13 protein-coding genes are annotated in these 17,617 nt (G+C 60.4%); 8 read left to right on the plus strand and 5 right to left on the minus strand.

What is annotated here, in order from left to right; all coding sequences use genetic code 11:
- Nucleotides 1-18 precede the first annotated feature (18 nt).
- The 3 genes from HU724_RS22750 to HU724_RS22760 form a co-directional block, all read right to left on the minus strand.
- Nucleotides 19-1,239 carry a hypothetical protein gene (locus HU724_RS22750; protein ID WP_186569484.1) on the minus strand — a complete coding sequence of 407 codons (1,221 nt, stop codon included), beginning with the start codon at nucleotides 1,237-1,239 and terminating at the stop codon, nucleotides 19-21.
- A 4-nt stretch (nucleotides 1,240-1,243) separates the two neighbouring features.
- The gene (locus tag HU724_RS22755) at nucleotides 1,244-3,766 is read right to left on the minus strand and encodes a CS1-pili formation C-terminal domain-containing protein (protein ID WP_186569485.1); all 2,523 of its coding nucleotides are present in this window, start codon (nucleotides 3,764-3,766) and stop codon (nucleotides 1,244-1,246) included.
- A gap of 112 nt (nucleotides 3,767-3,878) precedes the next feature.
- Nucleotides 3,879-4,370: a CS1 type fimbrial major subunit gene (locus HU724_RS22760; protein ID WP_186569486.1), complete on the minus strand. Its 492-nt coding sequence runs from the start codon at nucleotides 4,368-4,370 to the stop codon at nucleotides 3,879-3,881.
- Nucleotides 4,371-4,864: 494 nt separating this feature from the next.
- Here HU724_RS22760 and HU724_RS22765 point away from each other — a divergent pair, with 494 nt between their 5' ends.
- Both HU724_RS22765 and HU724_RS22770 read left to right on the plus strand, forming a co-directional pair.
- Nucleotides 4,865-5,440: a PadR family transcriptional regulator gene (locus tag HU724_RS22765; protein WP_186569487.1), complete on the plus strand. Its 576-nt coding sequence runs from the start codon at nucleotides 4,865-4,867 to the stop codon at nucleotides 5,438-5,440.
- Nucleotides 5,437-6,222, plus strand: a complete 786-nt coding sequence (locus HU724_RS22770; RefSeq protein WP_186569488.1) for a siderophore-interacting protein — start codon at nucleotides 5,437-5,439, stop codon at nucleotides 6,220-6,222. The genes HU724_RS22765 and HU724_RS22770 overlap by 4 nt, the downstream gene beginning before the upstream one ends.
- A 121-nt stretch (nucleotides 6,223-6,343) precedes the next feature.
- Here the strand turns inward: HU724_RS22770 and HU724_RS22775 are convergent, their stop codons facing one another.
- Both HU724_RS22775 and HU724_RS22780 read right to left on the minus strand, forming a co-directional pair.
- A complete protein-coding gene (locus HU724_RS22775) occupies nucleotides 6,344-6,982 on the minus strand; it encodes a Pr6Pr family membrane protein (RefSeq protein ID WP_186569489.1) in 639 nt (212 codons plus the stop codon).
- Nucleotide 6,983: 1 nt separating this feature from the next.
- Nucleotides 6,984-7,214, minus strand: coding sequence for a VF530 family protein (locus tag HU724_RS22780; RefSeq protein ID WP_016773359.1), 231 nt, complete (start codon nucleotides 7,212-7,214; stop codon nucleotides 6,984-6,986).
- A gap of 299 nt (nucleotides 7,215-7,513) precedes the next feature.
- Between HU724_RS22780 and HU724_RS22785 the strand changes: the two genes are divergently transcribed.
- From HU724_RS22785 to cmoB, 6 genes are all read left to right on the plus strand, one after another.
- Nucleotides 7,514-8,875, plus strand: a complete 1,362-nt coding sequence (locus HU724_RS22785; protein ID WP_186569490.1) for a carbohydrate porin — start codon at nucleotides 7,514-7,516, stop codon at nucleotides 8,873-8,875.
- A 217-nt stretch (nucleotides 8,876-9,092) separates the two neighbouring features.
- On the plus strand, nucleotides 9,093-11,504 hold the full coding sequence (locus tag HU724_RS22790; RefSeq protein WP_186569491.1) for a glucose/quinate/shikimate family membrane-bound PQQ-dependent dehydrogenase: 2,412 nt from the start codon (nucleotides 9,093-9,095) through the stop codon (nucleotides 11,502-11,504).
- Nucleotides 11,505-12,175: 671 nt separating this feature from the next.
- Entirely contained in the window at nucleotides 12,176-14,590 is a 2,415-nt protein-coding gene (gene lon, locus HU724_RS22795; protein WP_225927641.1) for an endopeptidase La, read from the plus strand.
- A gap of 674 nt (nucleotides 14,591-15,264) precedes the next feature.
- Nucleotides 15,265-15,657 (plus strand): protease inhibitor I42 family protein, encoded by a 393-nt coding sequence (locus HU724_RS22800; protein ID WP_186569492.1) that lies wholly within the window; start codon nucleotides 15,265-15,267, stop codon nucleotides 15,655-15,657.
- A gap of 208 nt (nucleotides 15,658-15,865) precedes the next feature.
- On the plus strand, nucleotides 15,866-16,609 hold the full coding sequence (gene cmoA / locus HU724_RS22805; RefSeq protein ID WP_016773355.1) for a carboxy-S-adenosyl-L-methionine synthase CmoA: 744 nt from the start codon (nucleotides 15,866-15,868) through the stop codon (nucleotides 16,607-16,609).
- Nucleotides 16,606-17,562 (plus strand): tRNA 5-methoxyuridine(34)/uridine 5-oxyacetic acid(34) synthase CmoB, encoded by a 957-nt coding sequence (cmoB, locus tag HU724_RS22810; protein WP_095181720.1) that lies wholly within the window; start codon nucleotides 16,606-16,608, stop codon nucleotides 17,560-17,562. The genes cmoA and cmoB overlap by 4 nt, the downstream gene beginning before the upstream one ends.
- Nucleotides 17,563-17,617: the final 55 nt, after the last annotated feature.

Raw genomic sequence — 17,617 nt, forward strand, 5'->3', positions numbered from 1 at the left:
ATGTTCTGACTGAAGCGCTCATACGTCCGAATCCCAGATGACGGTGACGTTACCGCGCAGCCTGTCGGTGACGCCGGGTCTGAGCAGGAAATCGATGGCGAACGGGGTCATTTCGAAATGCAATGTGCCGGGCTTGCGGTCGACATACAGGCCTGGCTGGAACGGTCCGGCCCAGACGTTGAACCGCAAGGGGTGGCGGGTGACATTGGCGCCAGGCCCGCCGGGGCCAGAGATGCCCGCAGGCAAGCTCATGAACACTTCAAAATCCGAGCTGTTACCTTCCTGACTGCCCATCTTGCAGGCGGTACCACCCGTTGAATTGCACAGCATCAGCACCTTGAAGCGCGACGAGGCCGAGATATAGAACAACTGATCGCGGAAAATTCGCGTCGGCTTGCGTCCACTGTCAAGCCACGGCGCCCAGCCACCGACGGGTTCCAGGGTGACGTTGTTGCCGCCCGGTGGAATGTCGACCTTGAGGGTGTGCTGGACGTCGAGGACGAAGTCGAGGGTGAGGTTGCCGTCATTGGGCAGCAGCGTCTGGCCAAAATCGAAATCTCCGCTCGGCCCGACCCGATAGGCCATTGAGCCCGTATACAGCCCGGAAGACATGCCCAATGGATTCGGCGTGCGCAGTTCGTAGGCAACATCGAGCGTGTCGAAGTAGATATCTGGAATGAAGTAGGCTGCAACCTTGACACAGGCAGCCTCTACTGGGGTTTTCCAGAAGAACCGGTAAGTCTCGGGTGAGTAAAATCCGACGCCACTGTATTGGCAAGGCGCAGAGGCATAAACCCAACTCTTGTTGGTCCAGAGTTTTTGGTGCCCCTCGAGGATGTCGCTGACGCCTACAAGTTTGGCAGCCGATTCGCTCAAGTAAAACTTGGAGCCGATGCCACTGATGCGTACCTCAACCACCTCCGTTTCCTGCGTATCAACATTGGTCACGGTCAGCCGTCGCCAATTGGCAGGCACTTTCAGTGGAATGCCTTCGCCTGCTCCAAGAAAACGACTCGCTGTGAAACGAAACGGAAGCTGGATACTGAACATGGAGTTTTCTGCGCATTCGCCGGGATATTCCGCGCAGTAGCCTGAGTTCGGTGTCTGATTGATGAAGACGTTTTTGTTCGGCTGGGAAGAGTCCGGGCGAAACAACGCGCGAATCTCCTGATTCACCGCCTGCGCCGCCGGCATGCTCAGTGCGAGTGCCAATCCGCAACTTGCTGTAAGTCGTTTCATGGCCTCAACCCGCCTTCTGTTCGCTGTTAGTAACATCGGCCAACGTGTCCGGCGTGCAGCGCAGATCACCGATCATCAGCACGTTGTTTTCGCTGCGATGGTCGGCCTCGTTGAGGCGGAACTGGCACAACAACTGATTACCCTGACGCACCTCCAGCGTTGGCGAGCCGGCGTTCATTTCCATCGAGAAGAAGCCGTCGACTTCGGTCACGCCACGGCTGGCATGGTTGATCACGTGGTGACCCTTGAGCGGCTGGCCTTTTCCGTCCACCAGGCGGCCGAGCACGGTGAGCGTCTTCATCACGCGGATCTTGCGGTACTCGACGCCGCCCTTGTTCAAGTGATAACGGGTGCGCGCTGGCTCGATGGTGGCAGCGGGCACGGCGTTGCCTTCGAAGTCGAAACTCACCGAGCTGTTCTGATACGCAGTGATCGGAATGAAATTGCGCCCCGGCTTCAAGGCCGTGCCGCCGCCGCTGTAATCGTCGGCGCGCAGGACAATGTCTTCGATGTCCGACTCGACATCGACAATCATTCCGGCACCGCGCACTTCGCTCTGGCTGGTCACGAGCATTTGCTCACCACCGACCACCAGGGTGCTGTCGAGGTTGAGGCCGCCAGTGAAATTGCCGTTGTAGGACGAACGCTGAACGAAGCCATCGCCGCTGATCGAATCGGTGCGGAAGTTGGCCAGACTGGAAACGCCCAAACCATAGGTGTCGGTCAGCGCCGTCACCGAAACGCTTTGCAGCACGTGGTCTTTCAACTCCTTGCGCCAGCCGAGCGAGGCGTTGTTGTCGCGTTTGCCATCGCGGGCCGTGCGCGACCCGATGCTGCCGGTGAGCTGCTGGCCGGGTGCGCCGAGGGCCAGGTTGACGCTCAGGTCGACCCCGCGATTTCGCGCATCGCCACTGCTGAAACTGCCGGGGCGATCGAAAACCGACAGACGCCAGCTCGCGTCGCTGCCCAGCAGCACGGTGCGCTGGGTCCATCCCAGATCCACACCCATGCCTTCGACGTTGCCTTCGCTGTGGGAAACCCGTGCATTGACCGAACTCTTGCTGCTCAGCCGATGGTTGAGCGCAAGCGACGAATTGCTGGTCTGGCCGACAAAGACGTTGCGCGGCCGCACACGTGTGCCGTCGGGCAAGGTGTCGTAGGTGTTGGTGGTGTCGAGCCAGCTGCGGTTGTGGCTGATCACCAGACTGCCCGCGCCGTAGTTGTACAGGCTTTGCAAGTCGAGACCGGTGCCGTAATCCTCGGTCTTGTAGACGTTGGCGTACAGGCTGAGGTGGTTGGCCAGCGTCCAGTCGATGGACGTGCCGTACTGCAGTTTTTCGCGGATCTGCCGCGCCGAAGCGCCGACAATCACCCGTGGGTGCAGCAGGTAATTGACCGCCGCGCCAGCGGTGGGACTGCCGCTCGATTGCGTGTCCCAGTTGCTCAGCAGCTTGCTTTCTTCGCCGGCAAACAGGTTGTAGCGCCAGTGTTCATCGAGGTTGCGCCAGTTGTTGGGCTTGTACACCAACTCCTGCGTGGTGGAGGTGATCTGGCCGTCTTCGATCAGACGCACTTCCACTTCATAGATGCCGCCAGGCAGCGGTCGCGTGTCGAGGGTCTGCAGACCGGCCGGCACCGATTGGGTATTGATCAACAGGCCGTCGCGCCAGATCTCCACCGAACCTTGCCGGTTGGCGGTGACATAGATCGGGTAGACGCTGGGCATCGGGCTGTTGATCGCCAGGCTGTCGGAGCTGCCGTACATGACGCCAACCGCCGTGTCGGGGCTGGTGCCAAATGTGCGCGGCTGACGCGTCAGGCCTTCGGAATTGGGGGTGAAATAGCCCAGGCGAAAGAAACTGCCTTGCAGTTCGCGTTGGGTGTGCAGCTCATGCACCGCGTGATAGAGCTTGTCATCGGGACCGCCAAGCCGGGCCATTTGCAGATTAAGCGTCTGGCTCCAGTTACCCAGGCTTGAACTGGCCTCCAGGCCAAAGCGTCCACCGAGGTCTTGATCCTGGCCACCATTGAGGTTGAGCTGGTTGCGCACCATCAGGCCGCTGCTGCCACCGCTGGGTTGTTGGTAATAACGCTTGGCCTCAACGTCGCGCTCGGCGTTTTCGGTAGCGATAGAAACCAGCGAGTTTTCCAGGTTGTAGTGCACTGCCAAAAACTGATCCGGACAAGAACCGCTGCATGCGCCAAGCGGTACGCCGGATTTGAAATAACTCGCCCATTTTTCCCGCTCGGCCGGGCCGAAGCGGTTTTCGCTGGTGTCGGTGAATTCGAGAAGCGTGATGCGATCATCGCGGGACAACACCACCATGGCCTCACCCAGCGGCTGCTGGTCGACTTCGACCCGCACCGCCAGCGGCACATCAAAGAAATGCTCCTCGAAATCCGCCGGCAAGCCCTTGGCCTGCGCAAGCAAACTGCGTGGCGTCGTACCGGCGGTGTTGGATGCGACGGCTGCGCTGGCACAAAACAACAGCGCAAGCGCAGCCGCGATGGGGGTCATCGGGAACATGAACTCGTACTCTGATTGACTGACAATGAAAGTCCGGCGGGGCACACATCGCTGCCTGCCCCGTCGGTTGACGCACGCGTGAAAAGCGAGCGTTTTGAACCTGATCAGTCGATCAGTTGCCGCCAACCGGTGGTACGGCGTCGAAGATCATCGCCACGGAACCGGTGTAGTCACCCGGCTGGAAGTTGCTGCCCTTGGCGGAGATTTTCAGTGGTGCGCGGTAGTTGACGTCAGACTCGGACTCACCCACGACCATTTGCGGGGTCAGGGTCAGTTCCTTGTTGTTGAGCATCACTTGCAGGTCGATCGAAGTATTACCGGCGACCAGTTTCGGCAGGCTTTCGAGGCTGGCGTGTACCGAACCGTTGTTGTTACGCACGTCGAAGAAGCCGTTGACATCAGCCATTTTGCCGGTGGTTGGCTGGTAGCTCATGTCCTGGTCCTTGTTGACCAGATCCGGATCGGTTGGCACGACATAGAAGCCGTTGGTCGGCACGTGAGCGACGAGGCTGATGGAGTGCGAAGCTTCGCCCGCAGCGAAGGCACCGGTGGAGGTCATTGCCAGGAGAGCCAGAGGAGCAGCGATTGCGAATTTCTTGAACATCGTTCAGTACCTGTTTGCTTATATAAGGGGGTGTCATCAAAAGTTCATAATCCGCTTGTTCAACACTTGGCAGATCAACTTGAACTTTCAACGGTGAGCATCATCGGCTGTTGCCTCTGGAATGTAAGCAGGCAACTTCCGACAAACGCGTAGTTCAACAGCCTCACACCCCGCAAGAAAAAAGAACAAAAAACAGATACTTGCAACATTCGCTGTAAGTTACAGACTACATACAGTTATCTGGCAAAAACCATACAGCAACTTAGCCGCTTTAACGCGGCAACTTGCGAAAAATTAGAATATATACTCAAGCACAACTAGAGCGATAACTTTAACTTCAAGGTCACCACTTTAACTTCGTGGGCAAATCATATTTTTCAGCCGTTTCTGGCTTGGACCACTCGTCCGTTCGAGCATGGTCGAGGAAAAAAACGTCTTGCACGACGCTTAAGATATATCTTAAGTTGTATCTAAACACGACGAGAGAGAAGCTAATGAGAGACCATCATTCCCCCCACCGCGAACACGGTGATGGCCGCGACGGCTTCGAGAAACGCCCCGGTCGCGAGCGCGGCGGCCGTGGCCCGCGAGTCTTTGCCCCCGGCGACTTGAAATTGCTGTTGCTGGCGCTGATCGCCGAACAGCCGTGCCACGGCTACGACCTGATCCGCCAGATCGAAGGCATGTTCGACGGCGCCTACAGCCCCAGCCCCGGGGTGATCTACCCGACCCTGACGTTTCTGGAAGAGAGCGACCTGATCGCCGGTGATGCCGAGGCCGGCAAAAAGCGTTACAGCGTCACCGACGCCGGTCGTTTGTCTTTAAGTGAACAAGCGGTGGCGCTCGACGGCGTCCGCATGCGCATCGACGTCAGCAAGCGCTCGCTGCGCGGCCATGATCGTCCGGCGGAAATCCACGAAGCGGTGCACAACCTGCGGCATGCCTTGCAGATGCACCACGGACGCTGGAGTGCCGAAGAAATCCTGCGTGTGCGCGACCTGCTCAACGACACCGCCAGAGCCATCGTCGACGGCCCTGCCGTTCAACCTGCCACGGAGAAAGCCGAATGACTGCAGTCGATACCCAAACCATTCACCGCGTGATGCACGAAATCAAACGGCGCAAGCTGCAAGTGCTGCGCGTCACCGAGCTGACTCCACGCATGCGCCGCATCACCCTCGGCGGGCCGGAACTGGCCGGGTTCATCAGCCTGGGCAGCGACGATCACGTCAAACTGCTGTTCCCGCAGAACGCCGAACAAGCGGCGGCGCTGGAGACGATGCAACTGGGCGCCGGCAAGGACAACGGGCCGATGCCCGAGATGCGCGACTACACACCGCGTCGTTACGACCTGGAAAAAATGGAGCTGGACATCGATTTCGTCCTGCACGGCGACGGCCCTGCCTCAACCTGGGCCGAGCAGGCACAGCCCGGGCAATTTCTGCATATCGGTGGGCCGCGCGGTTCGATGATCGTGCCGGATATCTTCGACAGCTACCTGCTGATCGGCGACGAAACCGCCCTCCCCGCCATCGCCCGCCGCCTCGAAGGTCTGGCCGCAATTCGCAAAGCACTGGTGGTGATCGAAGTGGAAAACGGTGCCGAGCAGCAAGTGCTGGAAAGCGCGGCGCAGTTCAATGTGATCTGGGTGCTGCGTGAAGGTGGCAAGGACAACTTGCTGACGACGGTCAAACAACTGCAGGTGCCCAAGGGCAATCTTTACGCCTGGGTGGCGACCGAGACCAAGGTCTCGCGGCAGATCCGCCGGGTGCTGATCGATGAGCATGGGCTCGATGAACAGTTCATCAAGGCTGTCGGCTACTGGCGCGCGGAAGGCTCTGAGGAAGACTGATCTTTTCCTGCCCCACATCACCCTGGTGAGAGCGAGCCTGCTCGCGAAGGCGTCAGCACAGTCGAGGGATTTGCTGGCTGACGCACCGCATTCGCGAGCAGGCTCGCTCCCACACTGGATCTTAACTTCGTGCGGACAATCTGCGGTCGAGGCCGATCATCAGCAGGCCCACCAACACAAATCCCACCAATATCCCCCCGGCATTCGCCAGCACCTGTGGATAACCCAACACCGCCACATCAATGAACGGGTACGCATAGGCGCCGAGCAGATGCCCGCGCAGCAAGGCGTAGATGAAATACACCAGCGGATAGATCAGCCACAGCGGCAGGTGCCTCAGGCGCAACGTGCCTTTGGGGACGCAGCACCACCAATAGCCGAGAAACAGCAATGGCATGACGTCGTGGAGCAATTCGTCGGCAACAAACTGCCAGCCTTCGGGGTGCCACAAGTGCCGCAGCAGGATGCTGTAGGCCAGACCGACCACTGCGATGCTCACTGCGATGCCACTGCTGACCCACGGTTGCAGAAACCAGCGTCGCGCGGCGGATTCGCGCTCGGTGATCGCGCAGGTCAGCACCGTCGCCACCAGGGTGTTGGTCAATATGGTGAAGTAGCTGAAGAAACTCACCAGTCCGCCCAGCAGGCTAGCGCCGATGCTCAATCGCGCGAAGAGAATCAGGTACAGCTGAATTGCCAGCCCTGCCCAGCCCAACACGGCCAGGCCGGTGATCAGGCGTCGGCGCCTCGCGCTGTCCATCTCAGAGCGGTCGCTTGGTGCGCATCAGCTTCACGTACAGGCGCTCGACCTTTTCCCGCGCCCACGGGGTTTTCCGCAGGAAGGTCAGGCTCGACTTGATGCTCGGATCGCTCTTGAAACAACGGATGTCGATACGCTCGGCCAGCCCCGACCACTCGTAGTGAGTCACCAGTGCATTGAGGATCTGTTCGAGGGTCACGCCGTGCAGCGGATCGGGGGATTGTTCGTTCATGCCGGGCCTTTGGGCGAAGTGATATGCAGAAGCCGCGCACCTTAGCCGAGGGGCTGAGCGGGTGGAAGGCCTTCCTGCAAATGTAGGCCAACCCGGGAAGATCGCAGGCTGTGGCCCGACTCACAATGCGCCCGTTTGCCGCACTGTTACCGAATCCGAAACGCTGCATGTCTGCAAAAGCGCTTTCTCAATTTGTTACAGATCATTATCCTGCCGCCCTTCCGCTGAAACGCTTCACTGCCCGCGACAATCTGAAGCGCTCGGCCTGCACTCGAAAAACATCAAAAAAAGACTTCTTCATGCCTGACTTTTCCTTCTCCCGAGACAGCGCTATCTCTGCCCTGCGCACCCTTGGCGGCTGCACCGCCCTTGGCTTGGCGACCTGTGCCCACGCGGCGCCGGCCTTCGACAGTGAATCACCGTACATGCTCGGTGACTGGAACGGCACGCGCACAGAACTTGCGGAAAAAGGCTACGACTTCAAACTCGATTACACCGGCGAAATGGGCAGCAACCTGCACGGCGGTTACGACCACGACCGCACTGCCCGCTACAGCGACCAGTTCGGCCTCGGCACCCATCTGGATCTGCAGAAGATCCTCGGTTGGAACGACGCCGAATTTCAACTGACCATCACCAAACGCAGCGGCAACAACATCAGCAACGACCGCATCAACGATCCACGCGTTGGCGGCTTCACTTCCGCCCAGGAAGTCTGGGGCCGTGGCCAGACCACGCGCCTGACGCAGATGTGGTACCAGCAGAAATTCTTCGATCAGAAACTCGACATCAAGGTTGGCCGCTTCGGCGAAGGCGAAGACTTCAACAGCTTCCCTTGCGACTTCCAGAACCTCGCGTTCTGCGGCTCGCAGGTAGGCAACTGGGTCGGCGGCATCTGGTACAACTGGCCGGTCAGCCAATGGGCGCTGCGGGTCAAATATCACCTGACGCCCGAGCTGTACGCGCAGGTCGGCGCTTATGAGCAGAACCCGTCGAACCTCGATCGCGGCAACGGTTTCAAACTCAGCGGCAGCGGCACCCAGGGCGCAATCCTGCCGGTCGAACTGGTGTGGACGCCGAAGCTCAACGGCCTGCCGGGCGAATACCGCGCCGGTTATTACTACAGCAATGCCAAGGCCTCTGACGTCTATAAAGACCAGAACGGCCAACCGGCAGCGCTGAGCGGCGAAGCCTATCGCAGCGCGTCGAGCAAGCACGGCGTGTGGCTGGGCGTGCAGCAGCAGGTCACCAGTATCGCCAGCGACCACTCGCGCGGCTTGAGCCTGTTCGCCAACGCGACGATGCATGACAAGAAAACCAATGCCATCGACAACTACGTGCAGGCCGGCCTGACCTACAAAGGTCCGTTCGATGCTCGCGCCAAGGACGACATCGGTGTTGCCCTCGCTCGTGTGCACGTCAACCCGGCCTATCGCAAGAACGCCGAAATGACTAACCGCGCCAACGCCGTCTACGACTACGACAATCCGGCGTTCCTGCCACCGCAGGACACCGAATACAGCGCCGAGCTGTATTACGGCGTGCACGTGACCAACTGGCTGACCGTACGCCCCAACCTGCAATACATCCGCCACCCCGGTGGCGTGAACGACGTCGACGACGCCCTGATCGGCGGGATCAAGATCCAGTCGTCGTTCTAAAGATCACAGTTAGCCCCTGTGGGAGCGAGCCTGCTCGCGAAGGCGGCCTGTCAGTCGCTGCAGTGTTGCCTGATATACCGCTTTCGCGAGCAGGCTCGCTCCCACAGGAATGCATTTCGTTAGCCGAACAAGTTTTTATCTGAACCATGCCTGCGCCAAATCGTCATCTAAAGTGACTACAGCGCGGGACTACATAAACGTCACGGAGAATCACACTATGAGCACCGAAAGTGCTTCGAGCCGGGGTCGGCTACTACCCGCCCTGCTCGGCATCCTGCTTCTACTGATGGGCCTGGCCATGCTGGCCGGGGGAATCAAGCTGAGCACGCTTGGCGGCTCGCTGTACTACCTGCTGGCCGGCATCGGTATCGCCTTGACCGGCATCCTGCTGCTGATGCGCCGCCGCGCGGCGCTGGGCCTGTACGCCATCGTGCTGTTTGCCAGCACCGTCTGGGCGCTGTGGGAAGTCGGTCTGGACTGGTGGCAACTGGTGCCGCGTCTGGCGCTGTGGTTTGTCCTCGGCTTCGTGATGCTGCTGCCATGGTTCCGTCGTCCGCTGCTGCTCAACGGCCCGGCGAAAATCGGCACTGGCGGCCTGACCGTCGCGGTGATCCTGGCCGGCGTTACCGCTCTGGCCAGCCTCTTCACCCACCCGGGCGAAACCTTCGGTGAACTGGGCCGCGACAGCGCGGACATGACCAGCACCGCACCGGCCATGCCGGATGGCGACTGGCAAGCCTACGGTCGCACCGAGTTCGGTGACCGCTACTCGCCGCTCAAGCAGATCACCCCGGAAAACGTCGGCAAGTTGCAGGAAGCCTGGCGCATCCAGACCGGCGACCTGCCAACTGCGGATGACCCGGTCGAGCTGACCAACGAAAACACCCCGCTCAAAGCCAACGGCATGGTCTACGCCTGCACCGCGCACAGCAAAGTGCTGGCACTGGACCCGGACACCGGCAAGGAAATCTGGCGCTTCGATCCACAGATCAAGAGCCCGGTCGGCTTCAAGGGCTTCGCCCACATGACCTGCCGTGGCGTGTCGTATTACGACGAAGCCGCCTACGCGAAGTCTGAAAACGCTGGCTCGGCCGTCATCTCCGAAGCAGGCCAGGCCGTTGCCCAGGCCTGCCCGCGTCGTCTGTACCTGCCAACCGCTGATGCTCGCCTGATTGCGTTGAACGCCGACACCGGCAAGATCTGCGAAGGCTTCGGCACTAACGGCGTGGTCGACCTGACCCAAGGCATCGGCCCGTTCACCGCCGGCGGCTACTACTCCACCTCTCCAGCGGCGATTACCCGTGATCTGGTGATCATGGGCGGTCACGTCACCGACAACGAATCGACCAATGAGCCATCGGGCGTGATCCGCGCCTTCGACGTGCGCGACGGTCACCTGGTGTGGAACTGGGACAGCGACAAGCCGGACGCCACCGAGCCTCTGGCCCCGGGCGAAACCTACAGCCGCAACTCGGCGAACATGTGGTCGCTGGCCAGCGTCGATGAAAAACTCGGCATGGTCTACCTGCCACTGGGCAACCAGACCCCGGACCAATGGGGCGGCAACCGCACCCCGGGCGCCGAGAAATTCAGCGCCGGCCTCGTTGCCCTGGACCTGGCTACCGGTAAAGTGCGCTGGAACTACCAGTTCACCCACCATGACCTGTGGGACATGGACGTGGGCAGCCAGCCAACCCTGCTCGACATGAAAACTGCCGACGGCGTGAAACCTGCGCTGATCGCTCCGACCAAACAGGGCAGCCTGTACGTCCTCGACCGTCGTGACGGCACGCCGATCATTCCGATCAAGGAAATCCCGGTACCGCAAGGCGCCGTGAAAGGCGACCACACCGCACCGACCCAGGCCCGTTCGGACCTCAACCTGCTGGCCCCGGAACTCACCGAAAAAGCCATGTGGGGCGCGAGCCCGTTCGACCAGATGCTGTGCCGCATCCAGTTCAAGGAACTGCGTTACGAAGGCCAGTACACCCCGCCATCGGAACAGGGCAGCCTGATCTATCCGGGTAACGTCGGTGTGTTCAACTGGGGCGGCGTCTCGGTCGACCCGGTTCGCCAACTGCTGTTCACCAGCCCGAACTACATGGCCTTCGTCTCGAAAATGGTGCCACGCGAGCAAGTCGAAGCCGGCAGCAAACGCGAGAGCGAAACCTCGGGCGTGCAGCCAAACACCGGCGCGCCATACGCGGTGATCATGCACCCGTTCATGTCGCCACTCGGCGTACCGTGCCAGGCCCCGGCCTGGGGCTACGTCGCCGGTATCGACCTGACCACCGGCAAAGTCGTGTGGAAACGCAAGAACGGCACCAGCCGCGACAGCTCGCCAATCCCGATCGGCTTCACCCTCGGCGTACCGAGCATGGGCGGTTCGATGGTTACTGCCGGCGGCGTCGGCTTCCTCAGCGGCACCCTCGACCAGTACCTGCGCGCCTATGACGTGAATACCGGTAAAGAGCTGTGGAAATCGCGCCTGCCAGCCGGCGGCCAAGCGACTCCGATGACCTACACCGGCAAGGACGGCAAGCAATACGTGCTGCTCGTTGTCGGCGGTCACGGCTCGCTGGGCACCAAGATGGGTGACTACATCATTGCCTACAAACTGCCGGAATAAGCGTTAGCTGGCGGTAAAGAAAAGGCGATGTTCCGTGAGGGACATCGCCTTTTTTTGTGCACGCAATTTGGCAAGCACCGCGAATACCTGTGGGAGCGAGCCTGCTCGCGAAGGCGTCGGCACATTCGCCAGTGATGGCGCCTGACACACCGCATTCGGGAGCAGGCTCGCTCCCACAGAAAAGCAAAGCAGCACAGCTGCCCGCGGCGAAGCCGCCCCACTCAACAATGAGCGCAAGCTCGAGTAACGCTTTTGATCTTGCTTTTGATCCACGGGCGACGTCGGAAGGCTGAGTGGAGGGATTGATCCGGGCGTGGGAGCGCAGCGACCGTCTGGCGCAGCCAGACACAGCGGAAGGAGGTGCAGCGAAGCAAACCGGAGCCGCTGCGCCCGGATCAGTCCCGGAGCGAAGGGACCCGAGCCTGCGAGGGCCGAACGCAGGAGCTAGCCTTTTCGGTTACCTTTTTGGCGTCTGAAAAAGGTGACTCGCCGTAAGGGCGAAACCGCCAGCCGCCGCCCCCGAAGAAACGGATATTCACCCAGACCACCCAGAGCATGGCCGGCCCTGAGGCCGCCAAGCCTCAGACACACATGCAGAAACACACCCGCCCCATTGAAACCACCCCGCCCCTGCCCCATCTAAGACCCATACCCCATTGCGCAGGTGCCCCATGACCGACCAGCAAGATCGCCCGGACAACCACGACGATTACGAAACCGACCACATCGAACACACCTCCTCCGGCACCGGCCTGGCGCTGCCCGGGCAAAACCTGCCGGACAAGGTCTACATCATCCCGATCCACAACCGCCCGTTCTTCCCGGCCCAGGTCCTGCCGGTCATCGTCAATGAAGAGCCGTGGGCCGAAACCCTCGAACTGGTCAGCAAATCCGAACACCACTCCCTGGCCCTGTTCTTCATGGACACCCCCCAGGAAGACCCACGCCACTTCGATACCGGCGCCCTTCCCGAATACGGCACGCTGGTCAAGGTTCACCACGCCAGCCGCGAAAACGGCAAACTGCAATTCGTCGCCCAGGGCCTGAGCCGTGTGCGTATCAAGACCTGGCTCAAGCATCACCGCCCACCGTATCTGGTCGAAGTCGAATACCCCCACCAGCCCACCGAGCCGACCGACGAGGTCAAGGCCTACGGCATGGCGCTGATCAATGCGATCAAGGAGCTGCTGCCGCTCAACCCGCTGTACAGCGAAGAACTGAAGAATTACCTCAACCGCTTCAGCCCCAACGACCCGTCGCCGCTGACTGACTTCGCTGCCGCGCTGACTTCAGCTACCGGCCCGGAGCTGCAAGAAGTGCTCGACTGCGTGCCGATGCTCAAACGCATGGAAAAAGTCCTGCCGATGCTGCGCAAGGAAGTCGAAGTCGCGCGTCTGCAAAAAGAGATCTCGGCGGAAGTTAACCGCAAGATCGGCGAGCATCAGCGCGAGTTTTTCCTCAAGGAACAGCTCAAGGTCATCCAGCAGGAACTTGGCCTGACCAAGGACGACCGCAGCGCCGACCTCGAACAGTTCCAGCAGCGCCTCGAAGGCAAAACCCTGCCGGCGCAGGTGCAAAAACGCCTCGAAGAAGAAACCCACAAACTGTCGATCCTCGAAACCGGCTCGCCGGAATACGCGGTCACGCGCAATTATCTGGACTGGGCCACTTCGGTGCCGTGGGGCGTGTACGGCGAGGACAAACTCGACCTCAAGCACGCGCGCAAAATCCTCGACAAGCACCATGCGGGTCTGGACGACATCAAGGATCGCATCCTCGAATTCCTCGCCGTCGGTGCGTACAAAGGCGAGATCAGCGGCTCGATCGTGCTGCTGGTCGGCCCGCCGGGCGTGGGTAAGACCAGCGTCGGTAAATCCATCGCCGAATCCCTCGGCCGGCCGTTCTACCGCTTCAGCGTCGGCGGCATGCGTGATGAAGCCGAGATCAAGGGCCACCGCCGCACCTACATCGGCGCACAGCCGGGCAAACTGGTGCAGGCGTTGAAAGACGTCGAAGTGATGAACCCGGTGATCATGCTCGACGAGATCGACAAAATGGGCCAGAGCTACCAGGGCGACCCGGCCTCGGCGCTGCTGGAAACCCTCGATCCTGAGCAGAACGTCGAATTTCTCGACCACTACCTCGACCTGCGCATGGATCTGTCGAAGGTGCTGTTCGTCTGCACCGCCAACACCCTCGATTCGATCCCCGGCCCGTTGCTCGACCGTATGGAAGTGATTCGCCTGTCGGGCTACATCACCGAAGAAAAAGTCGCCATCGCCAAGCGTCACTTGTGGCCAAAACTGCTGGAAAAGGCCGGTGTGTCAAAAGGCAGCCTGAGCATCAGCGACACCGCGCTCAAAGCCCTGATCGACGGCTATGCCCGTGAAGCCGGCGTGCGTCAGCTGGAAAAGCAGATGGGCAAACTGGTGCGCAAAGCGGTGATGAAACTGATCGACGATCCGAAAGCGGTAATCAAACTCGGGCCGAAAGATCTCGAAGCATCACTGGGCAACCCAGTGTTCCGCAACGAACAAGTGCTGTCCGGCACCGGCGTGATTACCGGCCTGGCCTGGACCAGCATGGGCGGCGCGACCTTGCCAATCGAAGCCACGCGCATTCATACCTTGAATCGTGGGTTCAAACTCACCGGGCAACTCGGCGATGTGATGAAGGAATCGGCGGAGATCGCCTACAGCTACGTCAGCTCGCACCTCAAACAGTTTGGCGGTGATGCGAAGTTCTTCGACGAAGCCTTCGTTCACTTGCACGTACCGGAAGGCGCGACGCCGAAGGACGGCCCAAGTGCCGGCGTAACCATGGCCAGTGCGCTGTTGTCTCTGGCACGTAATCAGCCGCCGAAAAAAGGCGTGGCGATGACCGGTGAATTGACGCTGACAGGGCATGTGCTGCCGATCGGCGGCGTGCGCGAGAAGGTGATCGCGGCGCGGCGGCAGAAGATTTTCGAGCTGATACTGCCGGAGCCGAACCGCGGTAATTTCGAGGAATTGCCGGACTACCTGAAGGAAGGGATTACCGTGCACTTTGCCAAGCGGTTTGCGGATGTGGCGAAGGTACTGTTCTGACCGATAGCCCCTCACCCCAGCCCTCTCCCCGAGGAGAGGGAGCCGACCGTGGGATATTGTTGAGCTACGCCGACCTGAAATTGAATCGTTGAATCCGCAATCGACCGGATATTTCAGATCGATGTATGACACAAGACACCTCACCCTAGCCCTCTCCCTCTGGGAGAGGGAGCCGACCGTGGGATATTGTTGAGCTACGCCGACCTGAAATTGAATCGTTGAATCCATAATCGACCGGATATTTCAAGTCGATGTATGACACAAGACACCTCGGTCGGTCCCCTCTCCCTCTGGGAGAGGGAGCCGACCGTGGGATATTGTTGAGCTACGCCGACCTGAAATTCAATCGTTGAATCCGTAATCGACCGGATATTTCAGGTCGATGTATGACACAAGACACCTCGGCCGGTCCCCTCTCCCTCTGGGAGAGGGAGCCGACCGTGGGATATTGTTGAGCTACGCCGACCTAAAATTGAATCGTTGAATCCATAATCGACCGGATATTTCAGGTCGATGTATGACACAAGACACCTCGGTCGGTCCCCTCTCCCTCTGGGAGAGGGCTAGGGTGAGGGCTTGGCGCCAGTGCGGTCAACGCGGCGCCCGTCTGTCACACTTTCTCCCATCTTCGGTTATGCTCGCCGTTCGTCGTCACTGCCGGAGCCACTGATTCCATGTCCCCCACTCGCCTGTTTCTCCCCCTCACCCTTTCCTTGCTGGCCGCTTGCGCCACGCAACCGAAACACAACGTGACAGTGGAAAAACAAAGCGAATGCCCCGTACGGCTCACTACCGGGCAAAACCTGATCATCAGCCTGCCAAGCAACCCGACCACCGGCTACCGCTGGGCGATTCAGGATTCTGCTGGCGGCGTGCTGCGCGCCCTCAGCCCCGAGGTCTACAGCAACCCGGAAGATGCCGGCGTTGTTGGTGCAGCGGGGGTTTCGACCTGGCGCTTCCAGGCCTTTGCGGCCGGCACCGGGCGTTTGCGCCTGACCTCGCAACAACCGTGGGCACCGGAAGTGTTGCCAGTAGAAACCTTTGACTGCGCCATCTCGGTGAACTGACGGCGGGAAACCGCGCTGGCCTCTTTGCGAGCAGCCTCGCTCCCACACAACACCGCATTCCCTTGTGGGAGCGAGCCTGCTCGCGAAAGCAATTTTCCTGACGCTGATGTTTTTGCGCCCGGACGGTGCCTTATCAGACAATTCAAGCATCCGCGCCCCACTTTGGCTAAAATGCCGGCCTTTTCCACCGACACCGCCGGACGCCGCCGTGAGCAAAGAACCCGATCGCCTATTCGCCCAGCCTTTGGCCCAGGTGCCTGACTTCGCCTTCAACGAAGACGTGGTGCGGGTGTTCCCGGACATGATCAAGCGCTCGGTGCCGGGTTACCCGACCATCGTCGAAAACCTCGGCGTGCTCGCCGCGCAATTCGCCCAGCCCAACAGCGTGCTCTACGACCTCGGCTCGTCGCTCGGCGCAGTAACCCAAGCCCTGCGCCGCCACGTGCGCACCGACGGCTGCCGGGTTATTGCTGTGGATAACTCGGCGGCGATGGTCGAGCGTTGCCGCGAGTACCTCAATGGTCAGGATTCGATGTTTCAGGAATTGCTGCCGGTCGAGGTGATCGAGGGCGACATCCTCGCGCTGGAGTTTCAACCGGCCTCGGTGGTCGCGCTGAACTTCACCCTGCAATTCATCGCCCCGGACCAGCGCACCGCGTTGCTCTCGCGCATTCGCCAATCGTTATTGCCCGGCGGCGCGCTGATTCTCTCCGAGAAGCTGCGCTTCAACGATGCCGAAGAGCATGCGCTGCTCACCGATCTGCACGTGGCGTTCAAACGCGCCAACGGCTATAGCGAACTGGAAATCGCCCAGAAGCGCAGCGCCATCGAAAACGTCATGAAGCCCGACAGCCTCGAAGAACACCGCGAACGCCTGCTGGCCGCCGGGTTCTCGAAAGTCGTGCCGTGGTTCCAGTGTCTTAACTTTGCCTCGTTGATTGCCTTGCCATGATTGATCTGTCCCCCCTCGCCCGCCGTCTGGCCGGAACTCCGCTGGCCGAATGGGCCAACACGCTGCAAGCGCAACTCGACAAGAAAATGGACAAAGGCCATGGCGATCTGGAACGCTGGCAAAGTGCGCTGGACGCCTTGCCGAAGATCCAGCCAAGCGAAGTCGACCTGCTCAACGGCCTGAAACTCGACACCGATTGCGACGACGACACCCGCGCACAGATGCGCACCGCGCTGATGGGCCTCTCGCCGTGGCGCAAAGGGCCGTTCGACCTGTTCGGTGTGCATGTCGACACCGAATGGCGTTCGGACTGGAAGTGGTCGCGGGTCTCCCCGCACCTCGACCTGAAGGGCAAACGCATCCTCGATGTCGGCTGCGGCAACGGCTACTACATGTGGCGCATGCTCGGCGCCGGTGCCGACAGCGTGATCGGTGTCGACCCGAACTGGCTGTTCTTCTGCCAATTCCAGGCAGTGCAGCGTTACTTGTCCGAGCCGAATGCCTGGCACCTGCCGTTCCCGTTTGAAGACCTGCCGCCGAATCTGGAAGGCTTTGACACGGTGTTTTCCATGGGCGTGTTCTATCACCGTCGCTCGCCGATCGAGCATTTGCTGGCGCTGAAGGATTGCCTGGTCAAGGGCGGCGAACTGGTGCTGGAAACGCTGGTGGTCGAAGGCGACAAGCATCAGGTACTGGTGCCGGAAGATCGCTACGCGCAGATGCGCAACGTGTGGTTTTTGCCGTCGGTGCCGGCGCTGGAATTGTGGCTGCGCAGAGCCGGATTCAGCGATATCCGTTGCGTGGATGTCAGCACAACCACGGTGGAGGAACAGCGCGGGACGGAGTGGATGAAGTATCAATCGCTGAGCGATTTTCTGGATCCCGAGGATCACAGCAAAACCATTGAAGGGCTGCCGGCGCCGATGCGGGCGGTTATCGTCGCCAGGAAGTAAGCGTATTTTCCCATGACCGCGGTGGGCCTACCCCTCACCCCAGGCCTCTCCCCAG

The organism is Pseudomonas iranensis (assembly GCF_014268585.2).
GTDB classification, from domain to species: Bacteria; Pseudomonadota; Gammaproteobacteria; order Pseudomonadales; family Pseudomonadaceae; genus Aquipseudomonas; species Aquipseudomonas iranensis.